The following is a 24,695-nucleotide window of genomic DNA, read 5'->3' as shown; positions in this document are numbered from 1 at the left end:
GGTACTGCACCGCATTCAGGACCGGTGAAATATCTGTGGGAGCGGGTTTACCCGCGAAGAGGCCGGCACAGGCTCAGTAGCAATCACATGTCATCGAAATACCGCTCATGCCAATCCACCAACGGCTGCGGCGAGTTCAGCTTCTGCCCGTAGATCACCGAATACGACAGCACGTTCTGCACATACTGGCGCGTTTCGTCGAACGGGATCGACTCCACCCACACATCGAAGCTCAGGTGCTTGGCGCCTTTGAGCCACTGCCGCACGCGCCCGGGCCCGGCGTTGTAGGCTGCCGAAGCGAGTACCCGGTTGCCGTTGAACTGGCTGTGCACCTGGCTCAGGTAGGCCGCACCCAGCTGGATGTTCTTGTCCGGGTTGAGCACCTGCGCCGGGGATGCCAGCGGGATGCTGAACTTGCGCGCGGTTTCCTTGGCCGTGGCCGGCATCAACTGCATCAGGCCGCTGGCACCCACCGGGGAACGGGCATCCTCCATGAACGCGCTTTCCTGGCGGGTAATGGCGAATACCCAGCTCGAATGCAGGCCGCGGACCTTGGCCTCGCGCACCAGGGTGTCGCGGTGGGCCATCGGGAAGCGAATGTCCAGGTCGTCCCAGTACTGCGCCTGGCTGATGGTGCGAATGGCCGGGAAGTACCAGCGCAGGTCGTAGCCCAGGCGCGCCTGGGCGACCATTTCGTCGCGGGTGAAGTGTCGGCTGACGTGGTACCACTCGCGGCGGCCTTCGACGATCTGGCCGCGGGCGTGGAACTCCAGGGCACGGCGGATGCCCGGGGTGTTGCGTACCTTGTTGACCAGCTGTGGGCTGAGCACCAGCGGCTTGTTATTCAGCTGGTAAGGGGTCTGTGCCCGGTCGGCGGCGAGGAAGCCGTAGAAGTCACGCTCACGCGCCACGGTCTTGTACAGCAGCGGGATCTGAGGGTTGTTCGGCTGTGCCAGCTCCAGGCTGCGCGCCTGCCAGTACTTCCAGCGGCTGCTGCTGGCCAGGTCCTGGGGCAGGCGGCGGGTCAGTTCGTAGGCGTCTTCCCAACGGCCCAGGCGCAGCAGCAGGCGCAGGCGCCATTCGCTGACGGTGTTGTCACGCAGTTCGGGGTCGTAGCGGGTCATCAGGTCGAGCGCACGCGGGTCGTAGCGGCGCGCCAGGGTCAGGCCGATCTCACGGGCGATGGCCACCTTCTCGTCACGGGAAAAGTGCATGCGCTGGGCGTAGTCGTCGAGCAGCGCCATGGCCCGCTCCGGGTCCTGCCGGGCCAGGCGGCGCAGGCCGAGGCTGACCACGTCGGACATGGCTTCGTTGACCGGGGTGAAGCGCGACGGCTGGTTGAGCAGCTCGGGTTTCTGCGCCACATCGACCAGCAGGCGCCCCTGCGGGGCGAGGGTGGTCAGGGTCTTGACCAGGTTGTTGGCCAGGCCGTAGTTGCGCGCCTGGGCCGCCAGCTTGGTGCGTTGCCAGCGCTTGGCCTCGGTCAGCTGGCCCTCGGCCGCCCACATGCCGAACAGCGTGTCGCAGGTGGCCGGCTGCGACTTGCCGACGTTCCACAGTTTGTCGGCCGTGGCAAAACCTTCGGCGCGCAGGCCGTGGCTGAGCTGGTACTGGCCGTTGAGGCAGTCCAGTTCGGTGAAGTTGAGCTTGGGGTCGTAGTACTTGGCGAAGGTGTTCCATTCGCCGCGTTCGGCCAGCCAGCGCAACCAGCGCAGTTTCATCCAGTTGGCCTGGGGCAGGTCGCCATGCTTGGCGAGGAAGCCTTCGATTTCCTGGTTGCTGGCGGTTTTCAGGCGGGCGGTGAGTTCGTCATAGGCCAGGTAGGGCGTCAGCGGGTAGTCGCTGAGGGCCTGGGCATAGCGCAGGTACGGGCCTTTGTCGCCTTTGGCCAGCGCGCGCTTGGCCTCGTCATAGTATTGGCGTTGCAGGGAAAGGTCGGCGGCCTGCGCCGCGCAGGTGGCGGCGGTGAGCAGCAGGCAGGATGCAATATGTAACAGGCGGCTGCGCATGATACGTCCGGGCAGTTGAACCATGGGGAAGTGACGGCGGAGCCAGCACTGTTGGAAGCTATTGCCTTAGCTTAGCTGTTTGCCGGCGGCGGGTGAAAGCACTGTGCTTGTATCGGGATATTAAGTTCGACCAGATGTCGCAAAGGCCTCGCCGGTTGGCCAGGCGGATGCCGTCGAGGGCCAAGTCAGGTAGAATGCGCGCCCGATTTATGGAGACCAACATGACCCTGCTCAAATTCAGCGATGTGTCCCTCGCATTCGGCGCCATGCCGCTGCTGGACAAAGTGTCCTGGCAGATCGCTCGTGGCGAGCGGGTGTGCATCATCGGCCGCAACGGCACCGGCAAGTCGAGCATGCTGCGCCTGGTCAAGGGCGAGCAGAAGGGCGACGACGGCGAAATCTGGCGCGCCCCGGCCCTGAAGATCGGCGAGCTGCCGCAGGAACTGCCGGTGGCCGACGAGCGCACGGTGTTCGATGTGGTGGCCGCAGGCCTGGATGGCGTGGGCGAGTTGCTGGCGCAGTTCCACCACCTCAGCCTGAACATCCAGGGCGATGAAGACCTGGAAAAGCTCATGCACGTCCAGCACGAGCTGGAAGCCCGTGACGGCTGGCGCCTGCAGCAGGTGGTGGAAAGCACCCTCAGCCGCCTGCAGCTGCCGGCCGACAAGACCCTGGCCGAATTGTCCGGTGGCTGGCGCCGCCGCGTGCTGCTGGCCCAGGCGCTGGTGTCGGAACCCGACCTGCTGCTGCTCGACGAACCGACCAACCACCTGGACATCGGTGCCATCGCCTGGCTCGAAGAGGCCCTGCGCGGTTTCAACGGCGCGGTGCTGTTCATCACCCACGACCGTTCCTTCCTGCAGAACCTGGCCACCCGCATCCTCGAACTGGACCGCGGCGGCCTGATCGACTGGAACGGCGACTATGCCAGCTTCCTGGTGCACAAGGAGGCCGCGCTGGCCGCCGAGGAAACCGCCAACGCATTGTTCGACAAGCGCCTGGCCCAGGAAGAAGTGTGGATCCGCCAGGGCATCAAGGCCCGCCGCACCCGCAACGAAGGCCGCGTGCGCGCGCTGAAGGCCCTGCGTGTGGAGCGCAGCGAACGCCGCGAGCGCCAGGGCAAGGCCAACATCCAGATCGAGGCGGCGGAAAAGTCCGGCAAGCAGGTGATGGTGCTGGAAAACGTCAGCTTCCATCACCCCGACGGGCCTGTGCTGGTCAAGGACTTCTCCATGGTCCTGCAGCGTGAGGACCGCATCGGCCTGCTGGGCGCCAACGGTACCGGCAAGACCACCCTGCTCAAGCTGATGCTCGGCGACCTGGAGCCGACCACCGGCAAGGTCGAGCGCGGCACCAAGCTGGAAGTGGCCTATTTCGACCAGATGCGCCACCAGCTCGACCTGGAAAAGACCGTTATCGACAACCTCGCCGAAGGCCGCGACTTCATTGAGATCGACGGCCAGAACCGCCATGTGCTGAGCTACCTGGGCGATTTCCTGTTCAGCCCTCAGCGTGCCCGTACGCCGGTCAAGGCGCTGTCGGGTGGCGAGCGTGCACGGCTGTTGCTGGCCAAGCTGTTCAGCAAGCCGGCCAACCTGCTGGTGCTTGACGAACCGACCAACGACCTGGACGTGGAAACCCTCGAGCTGCTCGAGGAGGTGCTGTCCAACTACAAGGGCACCGTGCTGATGGTCAGCCACGACCGGGCCTTCCTCGACAACGTCGTCACCAGCACCCTGGTGTTCGAAGGCGAGGGCAAGGTGCGCGAATACGTCGGTGGTTACGAGGACTGGATTCGCCAGGGTGGCTCGCCGAAGCTGCTGGGCGTGACCGAGAGCAAGGGCGGCAAGTCCGAGCTCAACAGCGCGGTGGTGGAGAAGGTCGAGGCCAAGCCGGCGCCTGCGCCTGTTGCAGAGGTGGCCGATGGTTCGAAGAAGAAGCTCAGCTACAAGCTGCAACGTGAGCTGGAAATGCTGCCGGGGCAGATCGACGAACTGGAGCAGCGCATGGCCGAGGCCCAGGAAGAAGTGAATGCGGCGGGCTTCTATCAGCGGCCGATTGCGGAAACCTCGGCAGTGCTGGCCAAGATCGAGAAGCTGCAGGGTGAGCTGGATGTGCTGGTGGAGCGCTGGGCCGAGCTGGAAGGCTGACAGGCGTTAGCCTGATTCTACCTCTTCGCGGGTGAACCCGCTCCCACAAGGACCGCACCGCTGTTGAACGCGGTGCAGTACCTGTGGGAGCGGGTTCACCCGCGAAATGGCCGGCACAGGTTGAATCATTCCTTCTTCTGCAACCGCACCGCCAGTACATCGCACGGCGCACCATGCAGCACGTCATTGGCCGTGGACCCCAGCAGCAACGCCAGGCCGTGACGGCCATGGCTGCCGACCACGATCAGGTCGCACTTCTGGTCCTTGGCCAGCTGGTGGATTTCCTGGCGCGGCTGGCCATAGGTCAGGTGCGAGTCGCCGCGGTGGATGTCCGGGTATTTGTTGAACAGGCGGTCCATGCGTTCCTTGGCCTGGTCGAACTGCTGCTGTTGCAACTGCGACAGGTCCATCGGCACGTCACCGCCAAACGCCATGGCCATCGGCTCGACGATGTGTACCAGCGAAACCTTGGCATTCGACGGTGCAGCCAGCGCCATGGCACGTTTGATCACCGGGTCGCATTCTTCGGTCAGGTCGACGGCGACCAGAAGATGTTCGTAGGACATGAGCGGAACTCCTGACAATCGCGATAGAAGAAGTATGGTCGCTTTCGGGCGGGTCTTCCGTGAAAAATGGCTAACCAGCTCATTTGCAACGCTTTATGGGAACTACAGATATGACGGTATTGCTGGTGGTGTCAATCCTCGCGCTGATTCTCAGCCCGCTTTCCTGGTTGCGCACCTCGCGCAAGCAGAGCGAGCAGATGAAGCTGCGTCTGGAGGCTCGGCGCATGGGGCTGGCCATGCAGCTGGCGCCGCAGCAGTGGCCGCACTGGCTGGAAAAGGAGCCGCCAAGCCCGTGCCCGCAATACCACCGGGCACGTCGCCGCGGGCATGAGGACAGCTTCAGCTTCTGGCAGATCACCCCGGGGGTGTGGTGGAACCAGTGGCGTGAACCCTGCGAGGACCCACGCTTCATGGAGGCCCTGGCGCGCTTGCCGGCGAGTGTCTACAAGGTCGAGGCCGATGCCCGGATGATCGCGCTGTACTGGACCGAGCGGGGCGATACGGCTGTGTTGCAGGATATTGCCCACGTCCTCGAAGCACTCGCCTGATACCTGTCTGGCACGGTCATTGTGGGAGCGGGCATGCCCGCGAACACCGGCGCAGCCGGTGCCAGCCACCGCGTTGAATTCTTCGCGGGCACGCCCGCTCCCACAGGGAATGCGGAGGTTTCAATAGCTATGAACGACAAAGCGGCGGCTTGGCCGATCCCCTGAAGGGGTGGGGTGCCAAGTCGCCGCTTTGCGTTCTGCTGTGCAGAAAAGGCCAGGCAGGCCGGGTATGCATTCAAGCAAGTGCCAGTGTAGCCGTTCGAGGTCGCCGCGCAAGGCAAAAGCTGCAGCATTCTCCTGCGGCTCATGGTCAATCGCCGACATGAATGGTCAGCAATCACTGTCATCATGTTTTGTACCAAGACGCTACAAAATGACCGGAAAGTCGTGTTTTCACCTTGCTCGCGAGCATTTGACAACGCCGATCTTTTCGGAGAATGTGTGCACACCCAAATCAAACGGGCGTATGAATTGAGCGTTTGTATGTCATGACGCCAAGCCATACTTCCGACTAGCGCGCTGACGGGTGTGCCTGGGGCAGGGCAGCTAGGCCTGCTTTTGCTGCAGCGATCGGCGTGTACTGTTCAGCTTCCATATCGTGGAGATCAGTTGATGATTTACGAAGGTAAAGCCATCACGGTTAAGGCTCTTGAAAGTGGCATCGTCGAGCTCAAGTTCGACCTCAAGGGTGAGTCCGTCAACAAGTTCAACCGCCTGACCCTGAACGAACTGCGCCAGGCCGTCGATGCCATCCAGGCCGACGCCTCGGTCAAGGGCGTGATCGTCAGCAGTGGCAAGGACGTGTTCATCGTCGGCGCCGACATCACCGAGTTCGTCGACAACTTCAAGCTGCCCGAGGCCGAACTGGTCGCCGGCAACCTGGAAGCCAACCGCATCTTCAACGCCTTCGAAGACCTCGAAGTGCCGACCGTCGCCGCCATCAACGGCATCGCCCTGGGCGGCGGCCTGGAAATGTGCCTGGCCGCCGACTACCGGGTCATGTCCACCAGCGCCAAGATCGGCCTGCCGGAAGTCAAGCTGGGTATCTACCCGGGCTTCGGTGGCACCGTGCGCCTGCCGCGCCTGATCGGTTCGGACAACGCCATCGAGTGGATCGCTGCCGGCAAGGAAAACCGTGCCGAAGACGCCCTGAAAGTGGGTGCCGTCGACGCCGTGGTCGCGCCTGAACTGCTGATGGCCGGTGCCCTTGACCTGGTCAAGCGCGCCATCAGTGGCGAGCTGGACTACAAGGCCAAGCGCCAGCCCAAGCTGGAAAAGCTCAAGCTCAACGCCATCGAGCAGATGATGGCCTTCGAGACTGCCAAGGGCTTCGTCGCCGGCCAGGCCGGCCCGAACTACCCAGCCCCGGTCGAAGCCATCAAGACCATCCAGAAGGCTGCCAACTTCGGCCGTGACAAGGCCCTGGAAGTCGAAGCCGCAGGCTTCGCCAAGCTGGCCAAGACCTCGGTTGCCGAGAGCCTGATCGGCCTGTTCCTCAACGACCAGGAACTCAAGCGCAAGGCCAAGGCGCATGACGAAATCGCCCACGACGTGAAGCAGGCCGCCGTGCTCGGCGCTGGCATCATGGGTGGCGGCATCGCGTACCAGTCGGCAGTCAAGGGCACCCCGATCCTGATGAAGGATATCCGCGAGGAAGCCATCCAGCTGGGCCTGAACGAGGCCTCCAAGCTGCTCGGCAACCGCGTCGAGAAGGGCCGCCTGACCCCGGCCAAGATGGCCGAGGCACTCAACGCCATTCGCCCGACCCTGTCCTATGGCGATTTCGCCAATGTCGACATCGTCGTCGAGGCCGTGGTCGAGAACCCGAAAGTCAAGCAGGCCGTGCTGGCTGAAGTGGAAACCCAGGTGAAGGACGATGCGATCCTCGCTTCCAACACCTCGACCATTTCCATCAACCTGCTGGCCAAGGCGCTCAAGCGCCCGGAAAACTTCGTCGGCATGCACTTCTTCAACCCGGTGCACATGATGCCGCTGGTGGAAGTCATCCGTGGCGAGAAGTCCAGTGAAGTGGCGGTCGCCACCACCGTGGCCTACGCCAAGAAAATGGGCAAGAACCCGATCGTGGTCAACGACTGCCCGGGCTTCCTGGTCAACCGCGTGCTGTTCCCGTACTTCGGCGGCTTCGCCAAGCTGGTAAGCGCCGGTGTCGACTTCGTGCGAATCGACAAGGTCATGGAAAAGTTCGGCTGGCCGATGGGCCCGGCGTACCTGATGGACGTGGTCGGCATCGACACCGGCCACCACGGCCGCGACGTGATGGCCGAAGGCTTCCCGGACCGCATGAAGGACGAGCGCCGCTCGGCCGTTGACGCACTGTACGAGGCCAACCGCCTGGGCCAGAAGAACGGCAAGGGCTTCTACGCCTACGAAACCGACAAGCGCGGCAAGCCGAAGAAGGTCGCCGACGCCAGCGTGCTCGACGTGCTCAAGCCGATCGTCTTCGAGCAGCGTGAAGTCACCGACGAAGACATCATCAACTGGATGATGATCCCGCTGTGCCTGGAGACCGTGCGCTGCCTGGAAGACGGCATCGTCGAAACCGCCGCCGAAGCCGACATGGGCCTGGTCTACGGCATTGGTTTCCCTCCCTTCCGCGGTGGTGCGCTGCGCTACATCGACTCGATCGGTGTGGCCGAATTCGTTGCCCTGGCCGATCAGTACGCCGACCTGGGGCCGCTGTACCACCCGACCGCCAAGCTGCGTGAAATGGCCAAGAACGGCCAGCGCTTCTTCAACTGAGCGGTCAACGAGCTAGAGCGAGAGATTTGATATGAGCCTGAATCCAAGAGACGTGGTGATTGTCGACTTCGGTCGCACGCCGATGGGCCGCTCCAAGGGTGGCATGCACCGCAATACCCGCGCCGAAGACATGTCGGCGCACCTGATCAGCAAGCTGCTGGAACGCAACGACAAGGTCGACCCGAAAGAAGTCGAGGACGTGATCTGGGGCTGCGTCAACCAGACCCTCGAGCAGGGCTGGAACATCGCCCGCATGGCCTCGCTGATGACCCAGATCCCGCACACCTCCGCGGCGCAGACCGTCAGCCGCCTGTGCGGCTCGTCGATGAGCGCGCTGCACACCGCCGCCCAGGCGATCATGACCGGCAACGGTGATGTATTCGTGGTCGGTGGCGTGGAGCACATGGGCCACGTCAGCATGATGCATGGCGTCGACCCCAACCCGCACCTGTCCTTGCATGCCGCCAAGGCTTCCGGGATGATGGGCCTGACCGCGGAAATGCTCGGCAAGATGCACGGCATCACCCGTGAGCAGCAGGACCTGTTCGGCCTGCGTTCGCACCAGCTGGCCCACAAGGCCACGGTCGAAGGCAAGTTCAAGGACGAAATCATCCCGATGCAGGGCTATGACGAGAACGGCTTCCTTAAGGTGTTCGATTTCGACGAAACCATTCGCCCGGAAACCACCCTCGAAGGCCTGGCGTCGCTGAAGCCGGCGTTCAACCCGAAAGGCGGTACCGTCACTGCCGGTACCTCGTCGCAGATCACCGACGGTGCGTCGTGCATGATCGTCATGTCCGGCCAGCGCGCCATGGACCTGGGTATCCAGCCATTGGCGGTCATCCGTTCCATGGCGGTGGCTGGTGTCGACCCGGCGATCATGGGCTACGGCCCGGTGCCGTCGACCCAGAAAGCCCTCAAGCGTGCTGGCCTGACCATGGCCGACATCGACTTCATCGAGCTCAACGAAGCCTTCGCTGCACAGGCCCTGCCAGTGCTGAAAGACTTGAAAGTACTCGACAAGATGGATGAGAAGGTTAACCTGCACGGCGGCGCCATTGCCTTGGGCCACCCGTTCGGTTGCTCCGGGGCACGGATTTCCGGCACCCTGCTCAACGTCATGAAGCAGAATGGCGGTACCCTGGGGGTGGCGACCATGTGCGTCGGCCTCGGCCAAGGTATCACCACTGTCTTCGAACGCGTCTGATCGCGTAGCGGGACAGCGACCGGGGCCTTGTGCCCCGGTTTTGTTTTTTACAGGTTTTATTCAAGAGGGTGGGCAACATGCAGATACAACCAGGCGTATACCGGCATTACAAAGGGCCTGAGTACCGTGTCTTCAGTGTTGCGCGGCACTCCGAAAGCGAAGAGTGGATGGTGTTCTACCAATGCCTGTATGGTGATTACAGCTTCTGGGTACGGCCACTTTCGATGTTCCAGGAGTCCGTCGAGGTTGACGGCGAGCAGGTGCCACGCTTTGCTTTGGTCAAGGCCGAAGAGGGGCTGCCCGGGTTGCTGGGCAAGTCGCACGAGTGATAGTCCGAACTTGACCTCACACTTTTGCCACTATATATAGCGGTGCCGCGTCTGGCACCTGACGCGTTTTTCATCTTCAGATTCAGGAATACTCCGATCCATGGGCAAATCGCTGGTCATTGTGGAATCCCCGGCCAAGGCCAAGACCATCAACAAGTACCTGGGCAACCAGTACGTGGTGAAGTCGAGTATCGGCCATATCCGAGACCTCCCCACCAGCGGTTCGGCCAGCGCCAGCAAAGAGCCAGCCGCCAAGCGTGGCAAGGCCGCGGGTGAGGCTCCGGCCCTGTCGCCGAAGGAAAAGGCCCGCCGCCAGTTGGTGGCACGCATGGGCGTCGACCCCGACCACGGCTGGAAGGCCAAGTACGAGATCCTGCCTGGCAAGGAAAAGGTGATCGAAGAGCTGCGCCGCCTGGCGAAGGATGCCGACACCATCTATCTCGCAACCGACTTGGACCGCGAAGGGGAAGCCATTGCCTGGCACCTGCGCGAGGCCATCGGCGGCGACGACACCCGCTACAAGCGCGTGGTGTTCAACGAAATCACCAAGAAGGCCATCCAGGAAGCCTTCTCGCAGCCAGGCGAGCTGGATATCGACCGGGTCAACGCGCAGCAGGCGCGGCGTTTCCTCGACCGCGTGGTCGGCTACATGGTTTCGCCGCTGCTGTGGGCCAAGATCGCCCGTGGCCTGTCCGCCGGCCGTGTACAGTCGGTGGCGGTGAAGCTGGTGGTGGAGCGCGAGCGCGAAATCCGCGCGTTCATCCCGGAAGAGTACTGGGAAATCCACGCCGACCTCGGCACCGCCAAGAACGCCAAGGTGCGTTTCGAAGTGGCACGCGAGAAGGGTGAGGCCTTCAAGCCGCTGAACGAAGCCCAGGCCATGGCCGCGCTGGAGAAGCTCAAGGCTTCCAGCTACAGCGTGGTCAAGCGCGAAGACCGCCCGACCAGCAGCAAGCCGTCGGCACCGTTCATTACCTCCACCTTGCAGCAGGCCGCCAGCAACCGCCTGGGCTTCGGTGTGAAGAAAACCATGATGATGGCCCAGCGCTTGTACGAAGCCGGCTACATCACCTACATGCGTACCGACTCCACCAACCTGTCGGCCGACGCCCTGGACATGGCGCGCAGCTACATCGAGCGCGAGTTCGGCAAGCAGTACCTGCCCGAGGCACCGCTGGTGTACGGCAGCAAGGAAGGCGCCCAGGAGGCGCACGAAGCGATTCGTCCTTCCGACGTGAATACCCACCCGAGCAAGCTCACTGGCATGGAGCGCGACGCCGAGCGCCTGTACGAGCTGATCTGGCGCCAGTTCCTGGCCTGCCAGATGCCGCCGGCGCAATACCTGTCCACCAGCGTCACCGTGGCCGCAGGCGACTTCGAGCTGCGTGCCAAGGGCCGTATCCTCAAGTTTGACGGTTACACCCGTGTGCTGCCGCAGCAGAGCAAGCCTGGCGAAGACGACGTGTTGCCGGAAATGGTCCAGGGTGAAGCGCTGAAGCTGATCCAGATCGACCCGAGCCAGCACTTCACCAAGCCACCGGCGCGCTTCACCGAAGCCAGCCTGGTCAAGGAAATGGAAAAGCGCGGTATCGGCCGCCCGTCGACCTATGCGGCGATCATCTCGACCATTCAGGACCGTGGCTATGTGACCCTGCACAACCGCCGCTTCTATTCCGAGAAGATGGGCGACATCGTCACCGAGCGCCTGTCCGAGAGCTTCTCCAACCTGATGGACTACGGCTTTACCGCCGACATGGAAGAGAACCTCGACGACGTGGCCCAGGGCGAGCGTGACTGGAAGAACGTGCTCGACGAGTTCTACGGCGACTTCAGCAAGAAACTGCAGACCGCCGAGTCCAGCGAAGACGGCATGCGCGCCAACCAACCGACCATGACCAACATTCCGTGCAAGGAATGTGGCCGGCCGATGATGATCCGCACTGCCTCCACCGGCGTGTTCCTCGGTTGCTCGGGCTACAGCCTGCCGCCGAAAGAGCGCTGCAAGGCCACCGTCAACCTGGTGCCGGGCGACGAGATTGCCGCCGACGACGAGGGCGAATCGGAATCCCGCGTGTTGCTGGGCAAGCACCGTTGCCCGATCTGCGCCACTGCGATGGATGCCTACCTGCTGGACGAGAAGCACAAGCTGCACATCTGCGGTAACAACCCGGATTGCGCCGGCTACGAGATCGAGGAAGGCAACTACCGCATCAAGGGTTACGAAGGGCCGAGCCTGGAGTGCGACAAGTGCGGCAGCGAGATGCAGTTGAAGACTGGCCGCTTCGGCAAGTTCTTCGGTTGCACCAACCCGGCGTGCAAGAACACCCGCAAGCTGCTCAAGAGCGGCGAGGCGGCACCACCGAAGATGGACAAGGTGGACATGCCAGAGCTCAAGTGCGAGAAGGTCGACGATACCTACGTGCTGCGTGATGGCGCTTCGGGGCTGTTCCTGGCCGCCAGCCAATTCCCCAAGAACCGCGAAACCCGCGCCCCGCTGGTGCTGGAGATCGTGCCGCACAAGCATGAGATCGATCCGAAGTACCACTTCCTGTGCGATGCGCCGCAGAAAGACCCGGAAGGCCGCCCGGCGGTGATCCGCTACAGCCGCAAGACCAAGGAGCAGTACGTGCAGTCCGAGGTTGATGGCAAGCCGACCGGCTGGAAGGCGTTCTACGACGGCAATGCGTGGAAGGTTGAAGACAAGCGCTGATCCGTCAGTGCTGTAATTGGGGCCGCTTCGCGCCCCTTCGCGGGCTTGCCCGCTCCTACAGGTACAGCGCAGGCCTTGGGCTTGATGGAGTTCCTGTGGGAGCGGGCAAGCCCGCGAAGGGGCGCAAAGCGGCCCCAATCATTTATGATGCAGCTATCCGCCTTGCAGCCTTAGGGAGGGCACTGAAATGGCCCAGGAACTCTACACCCGCACCAATCAGAAACTGTTCTTTGCCGGCCTCGCCCTGGAGTCCATGGCCAAGGCCGAACAAAGCCAGGCCATGAATGCCCAGGGCCTGGTCCAGGCCGAGCGCGAGTCGGCGCTGTTCCATCTCTACGGCGCACTGCTGGGCCTGTGTCATGAAATTGGTGGCTTCTACCGCCTGCCAGTTGTTGCAACGGTCGAGCAAGCACTGGCCGACGATGCCCTGAACGGCATCGCCATCCCGGAAGTGGCCGAGCTGCTGGAGCTGGCCCGCCAGCGCGAAACCTGGCTGGCGCAAATGCTCAGTGCTTATGCCGATTTGTTCCGACCACCGGTCGCGAAAAAAGCGCCAAAAACCGACGTCACCCAGCCATTGATCCAGGCGGTCAATCTCGATGAGCCCGAGCATCCGGCGCTGTCGCGTGCCGAACTGGAAAGCTGGCGCAGCAACCTCAAGGGCCTGGTGAGACGTTTCCGCGACGCGTTGAGTGAGTGCTGATAGCTGCTACGGCTGGTACAATACTGGCCTTTCGCGGAGAACTGCCATTTATGTCTACGTCGTTTCTGGAAATTGTCGAGTTGCCTGATGGCCGCATCGAACTGCGTCGCGCCGAGGATGAGGGCTCTCTGGTAACCCTGGATTTCTCGGAAGACGCCAAGGCGTTCCTGCAGGGTCAGCATGTGGAAGTGGCCAAGGCCATGCTCAGCGTGGGCGTGCAGATGGCCGGTCGCCTGATGGATGGCGAGCTTGAGCGTGATGAAGGGCCGCGTGTGCTGCACTGAGGTGCAGCAGGGCATCAGGTTTCATGCAGTGACAGGCAAAGCCTGAACATCAGCCGAGGCGGATGTTCAGGCTTTGTGCGTTTCCGGCACCGGCAGCGCGCAGCAATTGCTGGCGTGCAGTGGCGTTGACGTTGCCCAGCCAGCTGACCACGGTGTGGCTGCGGCCCAGGCGCAAGGCTTCGCAGGCCAGTTGAAGCGGGCTCTGATTGCCGCGAGGTTGCAGCAGCAGGATGCGTTCACGGTTGAGCCCGGCATCGCGCAGCCAGGCCTGTGTCAGGCTTGACGGCGGGGCGATCAGGGTCAGCCAGCGGGTCTCGTCCTCTTCGCTCAGTTCGCGCAGCACGGGTGCCAGCAGGCTTTGGCAGTGCCCGGGGGCTCCGCGCAGCGACAGTTCGCTGAACAGCTCGGGCTGGCTGCTCTTGCGCGCCACTTCGCTGGTTTTCAGGCCAGGCAGTACGGGCTGGGCGAGGAATGCTTCGAACAATGGCAACTGGACTTGCTCGGGTGCGTGAATGAACTGCTGCATGACGCCTCCTGGATCAGCGGCGAATGACGCCGACGCTCAAGCCCTCGATCACCAGCTCCTGTTCTTTCAGGTCGACTTCGATGGGGGCGAATTCGGGGTTTTCGGCAAGCAGCCAGACCTTGCTGCCTTCGCGCTTGAAGCGCTTGACGGTGACTTCGTCGCCGATGCGGGCCACGACGATCTGGCCGTTGCGGGCTTCGCGGCAGGTGTGTACCGCCAGCAGGTCGCCATCGAAGATGCCGACATCCTTCATGCTCATGCCGTGTACGCGCAGCAGATAGTCGGCCTGGGGGTGGAAGAAGTCGGGGTTGATGTTGCAGGATTGCTCGATGTGCTGTTCGGCAAGGATCGGCGCACCGGCGGCAACCCGGCCGATGATTGGCAGGCCGCTTTCTTCGGCCTTGGCTTCCAGACCGGGGATGCGAATACCACGGGAGGCGCCCGGGGTCATCTCGATCGCGCCTTTGCGGGCAAGGGCCTTGAGGTGCTCCTCGGCGGCGTTGGGCGACTTGAAGCCCAGCTCCTGAGCGATCTCGGCGCGCGTCGGCGGGAAGCCGTTGTCTTCCAGGCAACGCTTGATGAACGCGAGAATTTCGGCTTGGCGTGGCGTCAGTTTCAACATGGTGAGCGCTCTGTCTTTTTGTACAGTGACTGGGATTATATACAGTACTGGATGAGCTGCAAGCCAAAACCTGCAATAAACAGCAGCAATGGCGCTTGCAGCCGCCCGCCTGGCGCTTTTAAATGGCGACCGGCCGGTCACCGAGCCTTGACAGAAGCAGGGCTGAAACGTATGTTTCAAACACCTGTTTGTCTGGCGGAGTAGTCGGAGTAGTCATGGCCCAATCGGAAACCGTTGAACGCATTCTCGATGCTGCCGAGCAGCTGTTCGCGGAAAGGGGGTTCGCAGAAACCTCGTTGCGGCTGATTACCAGCAAGGCCGGGGTCAACCTGGCGGCGGTCAACTATCACTTCGGCTCCAAGAAGGCCCTGATCCAGGCAGTGTTCTCGCGCTTCCTCGGGCCGTTCTGCGCCAGCCTCGAGCGTGAGCTGGAGCGGCGCCAGGCCAAGCCGGAGCACAAGCCTAGCCTCGAAGAGCTGCTGGAAATGCTGGTCGAGCAGGCTTTGGCCGTGCAGCCGCGCAGCAACAACGACCTGTCGATCTTCATGCGCCTGCTGGGCCTGGCCTTCAGCCAGAGCCAGGGCCACCTGCGGCGTTACCTGGAAGACATGTACGGCAAGGTGTTCCGCCGCTACATGCTGCTGGTCAACGAGGCCGCACCGCGCATCCCGCCGCTGGAGCTGTTCTGGCGCGTGCACTTCATGCTTGGCGCCGCCGCCTTCAGCATGTCCGGCATCAAGGCCCTGCGGGCGATTGCCGAGACCGATTTCGGCATCAACACCTCGATCGAGCAGGTAATGCGCCTGATGGTGCCTTTCCTGGCTGCGGGCATGCGTGCCGATAGCGGTGTTACCGACGACGCCATGGCCACCGCGCAGCTGCGCCCGCGCACCAAGACCAGCGCAGGCGCCACCACCGCCAAGGCCTGAAGGCTGGGCGGGGCAGGGCGCTTCGGCTAAGCTAGCGCCCATGCCCGACCTCGACTTCCTGCACATTTCCCTCGCTGACCAGTGCCTTTATGGCTTTGCCGATGGCCAGCTGCGCTTGCGCGTGCCGGTTTCCACGGCGCGCAACGGCGCCGGCGAGCGCAACGGCTCGGGTTGCACGCCGTGTGGCCTGCACCAGGTGCGGGCGAAGATCGGCGCGGGCTTGCCGCTGAATGCGGTATTGGCCGGGCGGCGCTGGACCGGCGAGGTGTGGTCGCCGGCCTTGCATGCGCAATGCCCCGGCCGGGACTGGATCCTTACCCGCATTCTCTGGCTCAGTGGCTGCGAGCCGGGTGTCAACCGCCTGGGTGCGGTCGACACCTTCCGCCGTTATATCTACTTGCACGGCACCCCGGATACGGAACCCATGGGCGTAGCGCTGTCCCATGGTTGCATACGCCTGCGCAACACCGATTTGCTAAGCCTGTTCGAGCAGGTGCCGGCCCATTGCCTGGTGCGCATCGAGCAGGCCGCCTGCCCCCAGTGGGCTTCTCTCAGTCTTCAATGAAGGATTACCCATGACTGTCAGCCTGCAAGGCTCCCTGATGGTGGATATCGCCGGTAAATGGCTGACCGCCGAAGACCGTCACCTGCTGCGCCAGCCTGAAGTGGCCGGCCTGATCATCTTTGCCCGCAACATCGACAGCCCGCGCCAGGTGCGTGAACTGTGCGCGTCGATCCGCGCCATCCGCCCCGACCTGATCCTGGCGGTGGACCAGGAGGGCGGCCGGGTGCAGCGCCTGCGCCAGGGCTTTGTGCGGCTGCCGGCCATGCGTGCGCTGGCCGACAATGACAACGCCGAGTACCTGGCCGAGCAGTGCGGTTGGTTGATGGCGACCGAGGTGCTGGCGGTTGGCCTGGACCTCAGCTTTGCCCCGGTACTCGACCTGGACCACCAGCGCAGCGCCGTGGTGGGCAGCCGCGCCTTCGAGGGTGACCCGCTGCGTGCCACGCAACTGGCCGGGGCGTTCATCCGTGGCATGAATGCGGCGGGCATGGCGGCCTGTGGCAAGCACTTCCCGGGGCATGGCTGGGCCGAAGCGGATTCGCATGTGGCCATTCCCACCGATGAGCGCAGCCTCGAACAGCTGCGCCAGGCCGACCTGGTGCCGTTCACCCGCCTGAGCGGGCAATTGGCGGCAGTGATGCCGGCGCATGTCATCTATCCGCAGGTCGACAACCAGCCGGCTGGCTTCTCGCGGCGCTGGTTGCAGGACATCCTGCGTGGCGAGCTGGGCTTTGACGGGGTGATCTTCAGTGATGACCTGTCAATGGCGGGTGCGCATGTGGTCGGGGACGCGGCCAGTCGGATCGAGGCAGCGTTGAGCGCTGGCTGCGACATGGGCCTGGTGTGCAATGACCGGGCGGCGGCGGAGCTGGCGTTGAGTGCGGCGCAGCGGATGAAGGTCAAGCCCTCGCCACGGATTGCGCGGATGCGTGGGCAAGGGTTTGCGCGGACGGATTATCGCCAGCAGCCGCGGTGGCTGGAGGCGTTGGGGGCGTTGCGGGAGGCGCAGTTGGTCGATTGACCGCGTCGCCCCCTTCGCGGGCACGCCCGCTCCCACAGGTGCAGCGCTGGTTTCGAAATTGGTGTTGTAGCTGTGCCGGCCTCTTCGCGGGTGAACCCGCTCCCACAGGTACGGCACCGCCCTTGAGGGCACTGATATCCCTGTGGGAGCGGGTTTACCCGCGAAGGGGCCGGCACAGGCAACACAACAGCCTGAAAAGCAGCGCTGTACCTGTGGGAGCGGGCGTGCCCGCGAAGAGGCCGGTACAGGCAGCGAAGGCTTCTGGGCTACCGCCCGCGCTTCCCAGGCAGCGGCGCAAACAGCGCTTCGATCTCTTCATCCCCCAGCCGCCATTGCCCGGCCTGCCCGCCATCCAGCAGGCTCGCCGCCAGCGCCGCCTTCTCCTGCTGCAACAGCTGGATCTTTTCTTCCACCGTCCCCCGGGTGATCAGCTTGAACACGAACACCGGCTTGTCCTGGCCGATGCGGTAGGCGCGGTCGGTGGCCTGGTTTTCGCTGGCCGGGTTCCACCAGGGGTCGAAGTGGATCACCGTGTCCGCAGCCGTCAGGTTCAAGCCCACGCCACCCGCCTTGAGGCTGATGAGGAACACTTCGCTATCACCCTGCTGGAACTGCTGCACCGGCGTGCGCCGGTCGCGGGTGTCGCCGGTCAGCAGGCTGTAGCGGATCTTGCGCTTCTCCAGTTCCTGCTCGATCAACGCCAACATCGAGGTGAACTGCGAGAACAACAGCACCCGGCGCCCTTCGCTCAGCAGCTCTTCGAGCATTTCCAGCAGCGCGCCCAGTTTGCCCTTGTCGGCCTGGTTGCCTTTGCTTTCCACCCCTTTGACCAGGCGCAGGTCGCAGCATACCTGGCGCAGCTTGAGCAGGGCGTCGAGGATGATGATCTGGCTGCGCGCGGCGCCATTGCGGGCGATTTCATCGCGGACTTTCTTGTCCATGGCCACCCGCACGGCTTCGTAGGTGTCGCGCTGGGCATCGCTAAGCTCGACCCAGTGCACCATCTCGGTCTTGGCCGGCAGCTCGGTGGCCACCTGCTCCTTGGTGCGGCGCAGCAGGAACGGGCGGATGCGGCTGGCCAGGTGGGCCATGCGCTCGCTGTCGCCGTGGCGCTCGATCGGTGTGCGGTAGTCCTGGTTGAAGCGCTTCAGGTCACCCAGCCAGCCAGGCATGAGGAAGTGGAAAATCGACCACAGCTCGCCCAGGTTGTTTTCCATTGGCGTGCCGGTCAGGCAGACGCGCTGATTGGCCCGCAGCTCGCAAACCGCGAGGGCGGCCTTGCTGGTGCTGCTCTTGATGTTCTGTGCCTCGTCCAGCACCAGCACATGCCAGGCCTGGACGCGCAGGTGCTCGAGGTCGCGCGGTACCAGGGCATAGGTGGTCAGGACCAGGTCGTATTCGTGCAGTTTGGCGAAATGCTTGCTGCGCCCCGGGCCTTGCAGGGCCAGCACGCGCAGCCCGGGGGCGAAGCGCTGGGCTTCGTCCAGCCAGTTGGGCACCAGACTGGTCGGCATCACCGCCAGGGCCGGTGCGCTCAGGCGCCCGGACTGTTTTTCCAGCAGCAGGTGTGCCAGGGCCTGCAGGGTCTTGCCCAGCCCCATGTCGTCGCCGAGGATGCCGCCGGTGCCCATCTCGCGCAGCGCCTGCAGCCAGTTCAGGCCTTGCTGCTGGTAAGGGCGCAGGCTGGCCTGCAGCCCGGTCGGCGGTTCTACCTGCAAGTCACGGGCATCGCGCAGGCGACGGCCCAGGTCGCGCACATGCTCGCCACCCTCCCAATGCAGGGGCAGGCCGTCGATGTCGTTCAGGCGTGAGGCATCGGCACGGTCCAGGCGCAGGGACGGGCCTGCGGCGTCTTCGTGCAGGTACAGTTCGCCCAGGGTGCCCATCACTGCCTTGATGCGGCCATAGGGCAAGGCAACGCGCAGGGCCGGGGCATCGAGGCGGCCACGGTTGAGGTCGATCAGCAGGTGCTCGTCGTCACTGCGTCGGGCCAGTTCGCTGGGGCGCAGCAGCTCCGGGTTGTTGCGCAGCAGTTGCAGCACGATCGGCAGCAGGCTGTGGCGCTGGCCATCGACCACGATGCCCAGCTCCAGGTCGAACCATTCATGGCCGGGCGCTTCGTCGATGGTGGCGTACCAGTCGTCCACTTCCTGCAGGTTGAAGGCGAAGTCGCGGTGGATGTCGATGTTCCAACCGGCTTCGCGCAGGCGCGGCAGGCCTTCGCGGGCAAAGCGCAGCCAGGCTTCGTCATCGGGCAACTGGAGCATCTCGCCGGCACTGTCAGGCAGGGCCTTGCTCTGCCGGGTGGCGGCCTTGAAACCGAGGTCGCGCAGCACCTTGCGCAGCGCCTGTTCGGCTTGTGGCTGGCGGCGGATGTGCTGGCTGGTGTTGTCTACCAGGCGGGTCAGCGGTTTTTCGTCGCTGCCGCTGGCGCGTAAACCGTCATAGTCGAACGCCAGTGCGGCCCGATGCTGCATCTGCCGCTGCATGCGGCCGGTCTTGGGCATGTAGGCGCTGAATTCAAGGCTGCCCAGCGTCAGGTGCGGCCTGGGTTGAATACTGTCGATCTGTTCACTGCGTACGCTTGTAGGCGTTGGAACCTGGCGATTCAGTGCATTCAAGCGGTGGCTCAGGGGGATGATCAAGTGTTCGGGCACCGTAGGTGCGCTTGCCAGTTGGCTGGCAATGAACGGGTCAAGATCATGTACAAGCTTGCCAGTCATGCCCGTCTGGGTATCGATGTAATAGAGCGGGTCGAGCGGCAGTGCCATGTCATGCATCCGCTCATCATGGTGCCACGCACCACGATAGCTGCCGTTCTCAAGCCTCATCCAGCGAAACTCGGCCGGCAGTGTCGGCCCGGGGGCTAGTGGCAACAGTTGCTCGCCGTAGATCAGGCGGCCACTGGCCAGTGCGAACTCGTACAGCTCTGCGCCTTGCTTTCCTTCCAGCCTTGCGATTGGCATGTTGGTGTTTTTGCCAAGGGCGTCAATCAGCCTGAGGATGCGCAGGTCCTCATCAGTTACGTAACGTGGCGTGTAGTAGAGCATCTCAGGCAGCGAGCTGGCACGGGCGAGTTTCAGCTGGCCATCGGCTTCGCGGGTGCCTTTGGATACGCTGAGCGTGCAAAGGCCGTGCTCATTAACGACCTTGTAGTAGAGCGACGGGCCTTTGCGCCTGGCAGGCTCGGCAGGCTTTGTCGGAGCTTCCAGGGCCTCGACCCAATGGGCGAGTTCAGGTGGGAGGTCCAGAGATTGCCGGGCTGCGTCAACCGTTGGGTGAGGGGCATCATGGCTGCCCTCGGCGTAATCCGGCCCGCGCTCCAGCAAATAGAGCGCAGCCGCACAATGCTTGCAGTCTTCGCCCACCGGGCATGAGCAAGTGCCTCGGCACTCCAGGCCATCTTCCGTCATGTCCAGCGTGATGCGCTGGTAGTAGGTCCGGCCGCCGGAACCTGCGCACTGGGCGCGGACGGTCATGTCGAGGATGGACACGATTTCGCTTCTGCCTTCCTCGGCGTAGTCCAGGCCGCGTTGCAGGGACTTGCGGTCAAACGCGAACGTCCAGCCGTCGTGCTCCCGCACAAAGAACTGCGCATCGCTCTCGCTCACATCACTGCTCCATCATCTCCGGGTCCATCACTGGCATTTTAGGCGTACCTGGTGGTGTCACCTTCAGCAGCACCGCCAGGTGCCCACCGTCGAGGAAGGTCAGCTGGCCGCCCTTGACGTTGCTGTTGCTCTGCTTGAACTGCTCGCTTTGCAGCACGCTGCCGTTGCCGTCCAGCTGGTTGACCCAGAAGTTGGCCTCGACCGCAATGAAACGGCCCTCGGCGATGCTCAGGTTGCCTTCGATGGGGAAGTGGCCGAACTGCTCGGTGCCTTCGCCCAGGGCGATGCGGCTGGGCTCGCTGCCCACTTGCTGCTGCCAGGCCTTGTGCAGCAGCACGGTGTAGTCCGCGGTGGCTTCCAGGCGGGTGGCTTCGTCTTCCAGCGCCAGGCGGCGCTCGGCGTCCTTTTCCAGGCGTGGAGCGCCAGCGCTCCAGTCTTCGGGGGCGAACGGGCTGGTGAAGGCGGGCACGCTGTTCTGCCGCACCAGGATCATTTCTACCTGATACAGGCCTTCGGCGAAGGCGGCCGGGGCGAACAGCGCCAGCAGCAGGGTCAGGCAACGGATGGCACGCATGGATCTTCCTTAGGCAGGCTGTGGGGTCAGGCGCTCGAACAGCGCCTCCAGGTTATTGAAGCGTTCGTCGGGGCGTTCCATGGGTACCAGGAAGCGGAACTGGGTGGCGCCTTCGAACTTGTAGCGTTTGGGCTGGCCCTGGATCAGCTTGATCAGGGTCAGCGGGTCGACCGGGGTCTCGGCCTCGAACTCGATCTTGCCGCCGTTGGGGCCGGCGTCGACTTTCTTGATGCCGAGCTTTTCCGCGTGCAGCTTGAGCGAGGTCAGGCGCATCAGGTTCTTGGTCGGCTCGGGCAGCAGGCCGAAGCGGTCGATCATTTCCACCTGCAGGTCCTTGAGGCCTTCTTCGTCGGCCGCCGAGGCAATGCGCTTGTACAGGATCAGCCGCGCATGCACGTCGGGCAGGTAGTCCTCGGGGATCAGGGCCGGCAGGCGCAGGTTGATTTCCGGGCCGCCGCCCAGCGGCTGCTCAAGGTTGGGCTGGGTGCCCTTGCGGATCGCCTTGACCGCGCGCTCGAGCATTTCCATGTACAGGGTAAAGCCCACCGCCTGGATCTGCCCGCTCTGGCCTTCGCCCAGCAGCTCGCCGGCGCCGCGAATCTCCAGGTCGTTGGTGGCCAGCACGAAGCCGGCGCCGAGGTCCTGGGTGTTGGCGATCGCCTCCAGGCGTTTTTCGGCGTCGGCGCTGACCTTCTGCCGGGTTGGCGTCAGCAGGTAGGCGTAGGCCTGGTGGTGGCTGCGGCCAACACGGCCGCGCAGCTGGTGTAGCTGGGCCAGGCCGAACTTGTCGGCGCGCTCGATGACGATGGTGTTGGCGCTGGGCACGTCGATACCGGTTTCGATGATGGTCGAGGCCACCAGCACGTTGAAGCGCTTGTGGTAGAAGTCGCTCATCACCTGTTCCAGCTCGCGCTCGCGCATCTGCCCGTGGCCGATGCCGATGCGCGCCTCTGGCACCAGTTCGGCAAGGTCGGCGGCGCATTTCTCGATGGTTTTCACATCGTTGTGCAGGTAGTACACCTGGCCACCGCGCAGCAGCTCGCGCAGCAGCGCCTCCTTGACCGTGCTCTTGTTCTGCTCCATGACGAAGGTGCGTACCGACAGGCGGCGCGCCGGCGGCGTGGCGATGATCGACAGGTCGCGCATGCCCGCCACCGCCATGTTCAGCGTACGCGGGATCGGCGTGGCGGTGAGGGTGAGGATGTCCACCTCGCTGCGCAGGGCCTTGAGCTGTTCCTTCTGGCGTACGCCAAAGCGGTGCTCTTCGTCGATGATGGCCAGGCCCAGGTCCTTGAAGCGTACATCGTCCTGCAGCAGCTTGTGGGTGCCGATGAGGATGTCGATCTTGCCTTCGGCCAGATCGGCGGCGGCGTTGGCCACCTCCTTGGCCGACTTGAAGCGGCTCATCACCTCCACGGTCACCGGCCAGTCGGCAAAGCGGTCGCGGAAGCTGTTGTAGTGCTGCTGGGCGAGCAGGGTGGTGGGCACCAGCACGGCCACCTGGCGGCCGCTGTGCACGGCAATGAATGCCGCACGCATGGCCACTTCGGTCTTGCCGAAGCCGACGTCGCCGCACACCAGGCGGTCCATCGGCTTGGGCGCCAGCATGTCGGCGCGCACCGCTTCGATGGCAGCCTGCTGGTCCGGGGTTTCCTCGAACGGGAAGCCGGCGCTGAAGGTGGCGTAGTCGGCGGACGGGTCGGCAAATGCATAGCCCTTGCGCGCGGCGCGGCGGGCATAGATGTCGAGCAGTTCGGCGGCCACGTCGCGCACCTGTTCGGCGGCCTTGCGCTTGGCCTTCTGCCAGGCCTCCGAGCCCAGCCGGTGCAGCGGTGCCAGGGCATCGTCGCTGCCGGTGTAGCGGGCGATCAGATGCAGGTTGGCCACCGGCACGTACAGCTTGGCGCCCTCGGCGTATTCCAGGGTGAGGAATTCGGCGGCCTGGCCGTCGATTTCCAGGGTGGCCAGGCCCAGGTAGCGGCCCACGCCATGGTCGATGTGCACCACCGGCGCGCCTTCGCGCAGCTCGGTCAGGTTCTTGATCACCGCGTCGTTGGCGGTTTCGCCACGCTTGTCGCGGCGCCGGCGCTGCATGACCCGCTGGCCGAACAGCGGGCTTTCGGCGACCAGGGCGATGGCTGGGTCGTCCAGCAGCAGGCCTTCGTCCAGCGGGGCGATGGTGATTGCCAGGCGTTCGCTGCCGGTGATGAAGTCGGCCCAGCCGTCGACGGTATGCGGGCGCAGTTTCAGCCGCTCGAGCAGCTCCAGCAGCACTTCGCGCCGGCCTGCCGATTCGGCGGTGAACAACACCCGGCCAGGGAACTGGTCGAGGAAATTGGCCAGTTCGGCCAGGGGCTGGTTGGCCTTGGCCTCGATTGCCAGGTTGGGCAGGGGGCGCGCCGGGAAGCGCTCGCGGCCCACGCCCGGGTCGAGGTCTTCGGTGCTGACCACTACCCGTGGCCATTGCTTGAGCCGGGCGAAGCAGTCTTCCACCGGCAGGAACAGTTCGGCCGGTGGCAGCAGCGGCCGGCTCAGGTCGCCACGGCGGTCTTCATAACGCCCGCGCACGTCGTTCCAAAAATGTTCGGCGGCCTGTTCCACGCCGGGCAGCGAGAACACCTGGGTGTCGGCCGGCAGGTAGTCGAACAGGGTCGAGGTTTCTTCGAAGAACAGCGGCAGGTAGTACTCGATGCCGGCGGGGATGATGCCGCTGGCCAGGTCCTGGAAGATCGCGCTGCGGCGGAAATCGACATCGAAGCGTTCGCGGAAGCGCGCCTTGAAGCGGGTCACTTCCTCTTTCTGCATCGGGAACTCGCGCGCCGGCAGCAGGCGCACCGAATCCACCTTGTCGATCGAGCGCTGGGTCTCTGGGTCGAAGGTGCGCAGCGTCTCGATCTCGTCATCGAACAGGTCGATGCGGTAGGGCAGCTTGCTGCCCATCGGGAACAGGTCGATCAGCGCGCCGCGCACGGCGAACTCGCCATGCTCGTAGACGGTGTCGACGCAGCGATAGCCACTGGCCTCCAGGCGCAGGCGCATCTGCTCCACATCGATGGTCTGGCCCACGTCCAGCACCAGGCTGCTTCCCAGCAGGAAGCGGGTCGGCGCCAGGCGGTGCAGGGCGGTGGTGATCGGCACCACGAGGATGCCGTGGCTCAGCTCCGGCAGGCGGTAGAGGCTGGCGATGCGCTGGGAAATGATGTCCTGGTGCGGCGAGAACAGGTCGTAGGGCAGGGTTTCCCAATCGGGAAACGGCAGCACCGGCAGGTCCGGGGCAAAGAAGCGAAGTTCCTGTTCCAGACGATCGGCAGCCTGGCTGTCGGCAGTCAGCAGCAAAGTGAAGCGGCCCGCGCTGCTGGCGGCCTCGGCGATGGCCAGGCTGAGGGTGGCACCGGGTAGATTGCCCCAGGTTTGTTTGCCGGCCGTGGCCGACATTTGCGGTAGGCGCAGAACTGACACGGGAGATTGCACTCCAAGCGTTGCGGCAAAGAGATCGATTGTACCGGTGACGGTGCCGGCTGTCAGGCTCGAAAGGGCCTGAACGCTGGCTTGCGTGGCCGCGACAGGCGCTCATTGCCCGT

At 64.0% G+C, this 24,695-nt stretch carries 18 protein-coding genes; 11 read left to right on the top strand and 7 right to left on the bottom strand.

Features of this window, described 5'->3' with window-relative positions:
* Window positions 1-83 precede the first annotated feature (83 nt).
* The gene (locus RYH74_RS19275) at window positions 84-2,009 is read right to left on the bottom strand and encodes a transglycosylase SLT domain-containing protein (protein ID WP_025338321.1); all 1,926 of its coding nucleotides are present in this window, start codon (window positions 2,007-2,009) and stop codon (window positions 84-86) included.
* Window positions 2,010-2,230: 221 nt separating this feature from the next.
* Between RYH74_RS19275 and RYH74_RS19270 the strand changes: the two genes are divergently transcribed.
* A complete protein-coding gene (locus RYH74_RS19270; RefSeq protein ID WP_025338322.1) occupies window positions 2,231-4,159 on the top strand; it encodes an ATP-binding cassette domain-containing protein in 1,929 nt (642 codons plus the stop codon).
* A 125-nt stretch (window positions 4,160-4,284) separates the two neighbouring features.
* Here the strand turns inward: RYH74_RS19270 and RYH74_RS19265 are convergent, their stop codons facing one another.
* The gene (locus RYH74_RS19265) at window positions 4,285-4,725 is read right to left on the bottom strand and encodes a universal stress protein (RefSeq protein ID WP_013971709.1); all 441 of its coding nucleotides are present in this window, start codon (window positions 4,723-4,725) and stop codon (window positions 4,285-4,287) included.
* A gap of 110 nt (window positions 4,726-4,835) precedes the next feature.
* On the opposite strand from RYH74_RS19265, the gene RYH74_RS19260 reads away from it, so the two are divergent.
* The 7 genes from RYH74_RS19260 (at window position 4,836) to RYH74_RS19230 (ending at window position 13,266) form a co-directional block, all read left to right on the top strand.
* Complete coding sequence (locus RYH74_RS19260) at window positions 4,836-5,273, top strand: hypothetical protein (RefSeq protein WP_084785095.1); 438 nt, start codon at window positions 4,836-4,838, stop codon at window positions 5,271-5,273.
* Window positions 5,274-5,885: 612 nt separating this feature from the next.
* Complete coding sequence (gene fadB, locus RYH74_RS19255) at window positions 5,886-8,033, top strand: fatty acid oxidation complex subunit alpha FadB (protein ID WP_025338323.1); 2,148 nt, start codon at window positions 5,886-5,888, stop codon at window positions 8,031-8,033.
* Between the two features lie 31 nt (window positions 8,034-8,064).
* On the top strand, window positions 8,065-9,240 hold the full coding sequence (gene fadA, locus RYH74_RS19250) for an acetyl-CoA C-acyltransferase FadA (RefSeq protein ID WP_013971712.1): 1,176 nt from the start codon (window positions 8,065-8,067) through the stop codon (window positions 9,238-9,240).
* Window positions 9,241-9,317: 77 nt separating this feature from the next.
* Entirely contained in the window at window positions 9,318-9,569 is a 252-nt protein-coding gene (locus RYH74_RS19245) for a DUF1653 domain-containing protein (protein WP_023661154.1), read from the top strand.
* A 100-nt stretch (window positions 9,570-9,669) separates the two neighbouring features.
* On the top strand, window positions 9,670-12,279 hold the full coding sequence (topA, locus tag RYH74_RS19240) for a type I DNA topoisomerase (RefSeq protein WP_025338324.1): 2,610 nt from the start codon (window positions 9,670-9,672) through the stop codon (window positions 12,277-12,279).
* A gap of 187 nt (window positions 12,280-12,466) precedes the next feature.
* A complete protein-coding gene (locus tag RYH74_RS19235; RefSeq protein ID WP_025338325.1) occupies window positions 12,467-12,982 on the top strand; it encodes a DUF6586 family protein in 516 nt (171 codons plus the stop codon).
* Between the two features lie 50 nt (window positions 12,983-13,032).
* Window positions 13,033-13,266 carry a hypothetical protein gene (locus RYH74_RS19230; RefSeq protein WP_004376430.1) on the top strand — a complete coding sequence of 78 codons (234 nt, stop codon included), beginning with the start codon at window positions 13,033-13,035 and terminating at the stop codon, window positions 13,264-13,266.
* 49 nt (window positions 13,267-13,315) lie between these two features.
* On the opposite strand, the gene sulA is transcribed toward RYH74_RS19230, so the two are convergent.
* Both sulA and lexA read right to left on the bottom strand, forming a co-directional pair.
* On the bottom strand, window positions 13,316-13,792 hold the full coding sequence (gene sulA / locus RYH74_RS19225) for an SOS-induced cell division inhibitor SulA (protein WP_085589440.1): 477 nt from the start codon (window positions 13,790-13,792) through the stop codon (window positions 13,316-13,318).
* Between the two features lie 13 nt (window positions 13,793-13,805).
* On the bottom strand, window positions 13,806-14,414 hold the full coding sequence (lexA, locus tag RYH74_RS19220; protein ID WP_004376420.1) for a transcriptional repressor LexA: 609 nt from the start codon (window positions 14,412-14,414) through the stop codon (window positions 13,806-13,808).
* Between the two features lie 215 nt (window positions 14,415-14,629).
* On the opposite strand from lexA, the gene RYH74_RS19215 reads away from it, so the two are divergent.
* Genes RYH74_RS19215 through nagZ form a run of 3 tightly spaced genes read left to right on the top strand, consistent with a single transcriptional unit; the run spans window position 14,630 to window position 16,929 of the window.
* Window positions 14,630-15,343: a TetR/AcrR family transcriptional regulator gene (locus RYH74_RS19215; RefSeq protein ID WP_317409930.1), complete on the top strand. Its 714-nt coding sequence runs from the start codon at window positions 14,630-14,632 to the stop codon at window positions 15,341-15,343.
* Between the two features lie 40 nt (window positions 15,344-15,383).
* A complete protein-coding gene (locus tag RYH74_RS19210) occupies window positions 15,384-15,908 on the top strand; it encodes a L,D-transpeptidase (protein ID WP_317409929.1) in 525 nt (174 codons plus the stop codon).
* Window positions 15,909-15,930: 22 nt separating this feature from the next.
* Window positions 15,931-16,929, top strand: coding sequence for a beta-N-acetylhexosaminidase (gene nagZ, locus RYH74_RS19205; protein ID WP_170931124.1), 999 nt, complete (start codon window positions 15,931-15,933; stop codon window positions 16,927-16,929).
* A gap of 266 nt (window positions 16,930-17,195) precedes the next feature.
* Here the strand turns inward: nagZ and RYH74_RS19200 are convergent, their stop codons facing one another.
* Genes RYH74_RS19200 through mfd form a run of 3 tightly spaced genes read right to left on the bottom strand, consistent with a single transcriptional unit; the run spans window position 17,196 to window position 24,573 of the window.
* Window positions 17,196-20,540, bottom strand: coding sequence for a DEAD/DEAH box helicase (locus tag RYH74_RS19200; RefSeq protein WP_317409928.1), 3,345 nt, complete (start codon window positions 20,538-20,540; stop codon window positions 17,196-17,198).
* Between the two features lies 1 nt (window position 20,541).
* Window positions 20,542-21,114, bottom strand: coding sequence for a CsiV family protein (locus RYH74_RS19195; RefSeq protein ID WP_004376408.1), 573 nt, complete (start codon window positions 21,112-21,114; stop codon window positions 20,542-20,544).
* Window positions 21,115-21,123: 9 nt separating this feature from the next.
* A complete protein-coding gene (gene mfd, locus RYH74_RS19190; protein ID WP_085665484.1) occupies window positions 21,124-24,573 on the bottom strand; it encodes a transcription-repair coupling factor in 3,450 nt (1,149 codons plus the stop codon).
* Between the last annotated feature and the right edge of the window lie 122 nt (window positions 24,574-24,695).

Source organism: Pseudomonas sp. LSJ-87, assembly GCF_032971465.1.
Taxonomy (GTDB): domain Bacteria; phylum Pseudomonadota; class Gammaproteobacteria; order Pseudomonadales; family Pseudomonadaceae; genus Aquipseudomonas; species Aquipseudomonas putida_Z.
This window is presented reverse-complemented; position numbering and strand designations above follow the sequence as displayed.

Excerpts from the sequence above, each read along its gene's own strand:
- sulA (WP_085589440.1), bottom strand. The coding sequence starts at position 13,792 with ATGCAGCAGTTCATTCACGCACCCGAGCAAGTCCAGTTGCCATTGTTC.
- RYH74_RS19235 (WP_025338325.1), top strand. The coding sequence starts at position 12,467 with ATGGCCCAGGAACTCTACACCCGCACCAATCAGAAACTGTTCTTTGCC.
- fadA (WP_013971712.1), top strand. The coding sequence starts at position 8,065 with ATGAGCCTGAATCCAAGAGACGTGGTGATTGTCGACTTCGGTCGCACG.
- fadB (WP_025338323.1), top strand. The coding sequence starts at position 5,886 with ATGATTTACGAAGGTAAAGCCATCACGGTTAAGGCTCTTGAAAGTGGC.
- RYH74_RS19265 (WP_013971709.1), bottom strand. The coding sequence starts at position 4,725 with ATGTCCTACGAACATCTTCTGGTCGCCGTCGACCTGACCGAAGAATGC.
- RYH74_RS19245 (WP_023661154.1), top strand. The coding sequence starts at position 9,318 with ATGCAGATACAACCAGGCGTATACCGGCATTACAAAGGGCCTGAGTAC.
- RYH74_RS19210 (WP_317409929.1), top strand. The coding sequence starts at position 15,384 with ATGCCCGACCTCGACTTCCTGCACATTTCCCTCGCTGACCAGTGCCTT.
- RYH74_RS19230 (WP_004376430.1), top strand. The coding sequence starts at position 13,033 with ATGTCTACGTCGTTTCTGGAAATTGTCGAGTTGCCTGATGGCCGCATC.
- RYH74_RS19270 (WP_025338322.1), top strand. The coding sequence starts at position 2,231 with ATGACCCTGCTCAAATTCAGCGATGTGTCCCTCGCATTCGGCGCCATG.
- RYH74_RS19275 (WP_025338321.1), bottom strand. The coding sequence starts at position 2,009 with ATGCGCAGCCGCCTGTTACATATTGCATCCTGCCTGCTGCTCACCGCC.
- RYH74_RS19260 (WP_084785095.1), top strand. The coding sequence starts at position 4,836 with ATGACGGTATTGCTGGTGGTGTCAATCCTCGCGCTGATTCTCAGCCCG.
- topA (WP_025338324.1), top strand. The coding sequence starts at position 9,670 with ATGGGCAAATCGCTGGTCATTGTGGAATCCCCGGCCAAGGCCAAGACC.
- RYH74_RS19215 (WP_317409930.1), top strand. The coding sequence starts at position 14,630 with ATGGCCCAATCGGAAACCGTTGAACGCATTCTCGATGCTGCCGAGCAG.
- RYH74_RS19195 (WP_004376408.1), bottom strand. The coding sequence starts at position 21,114 with ATGCGTGCCATCCGTTGCCTGACCCTGCTGCTGGCGCTGTTCGCCCCG.
- lexA (WP_004376420.1), bottom strand. The coding sequence starts at position 14,414 with ATGTTGAAACTGACGCCACGCCAAGCCGAAATTCTCGCGTTCATCAAG.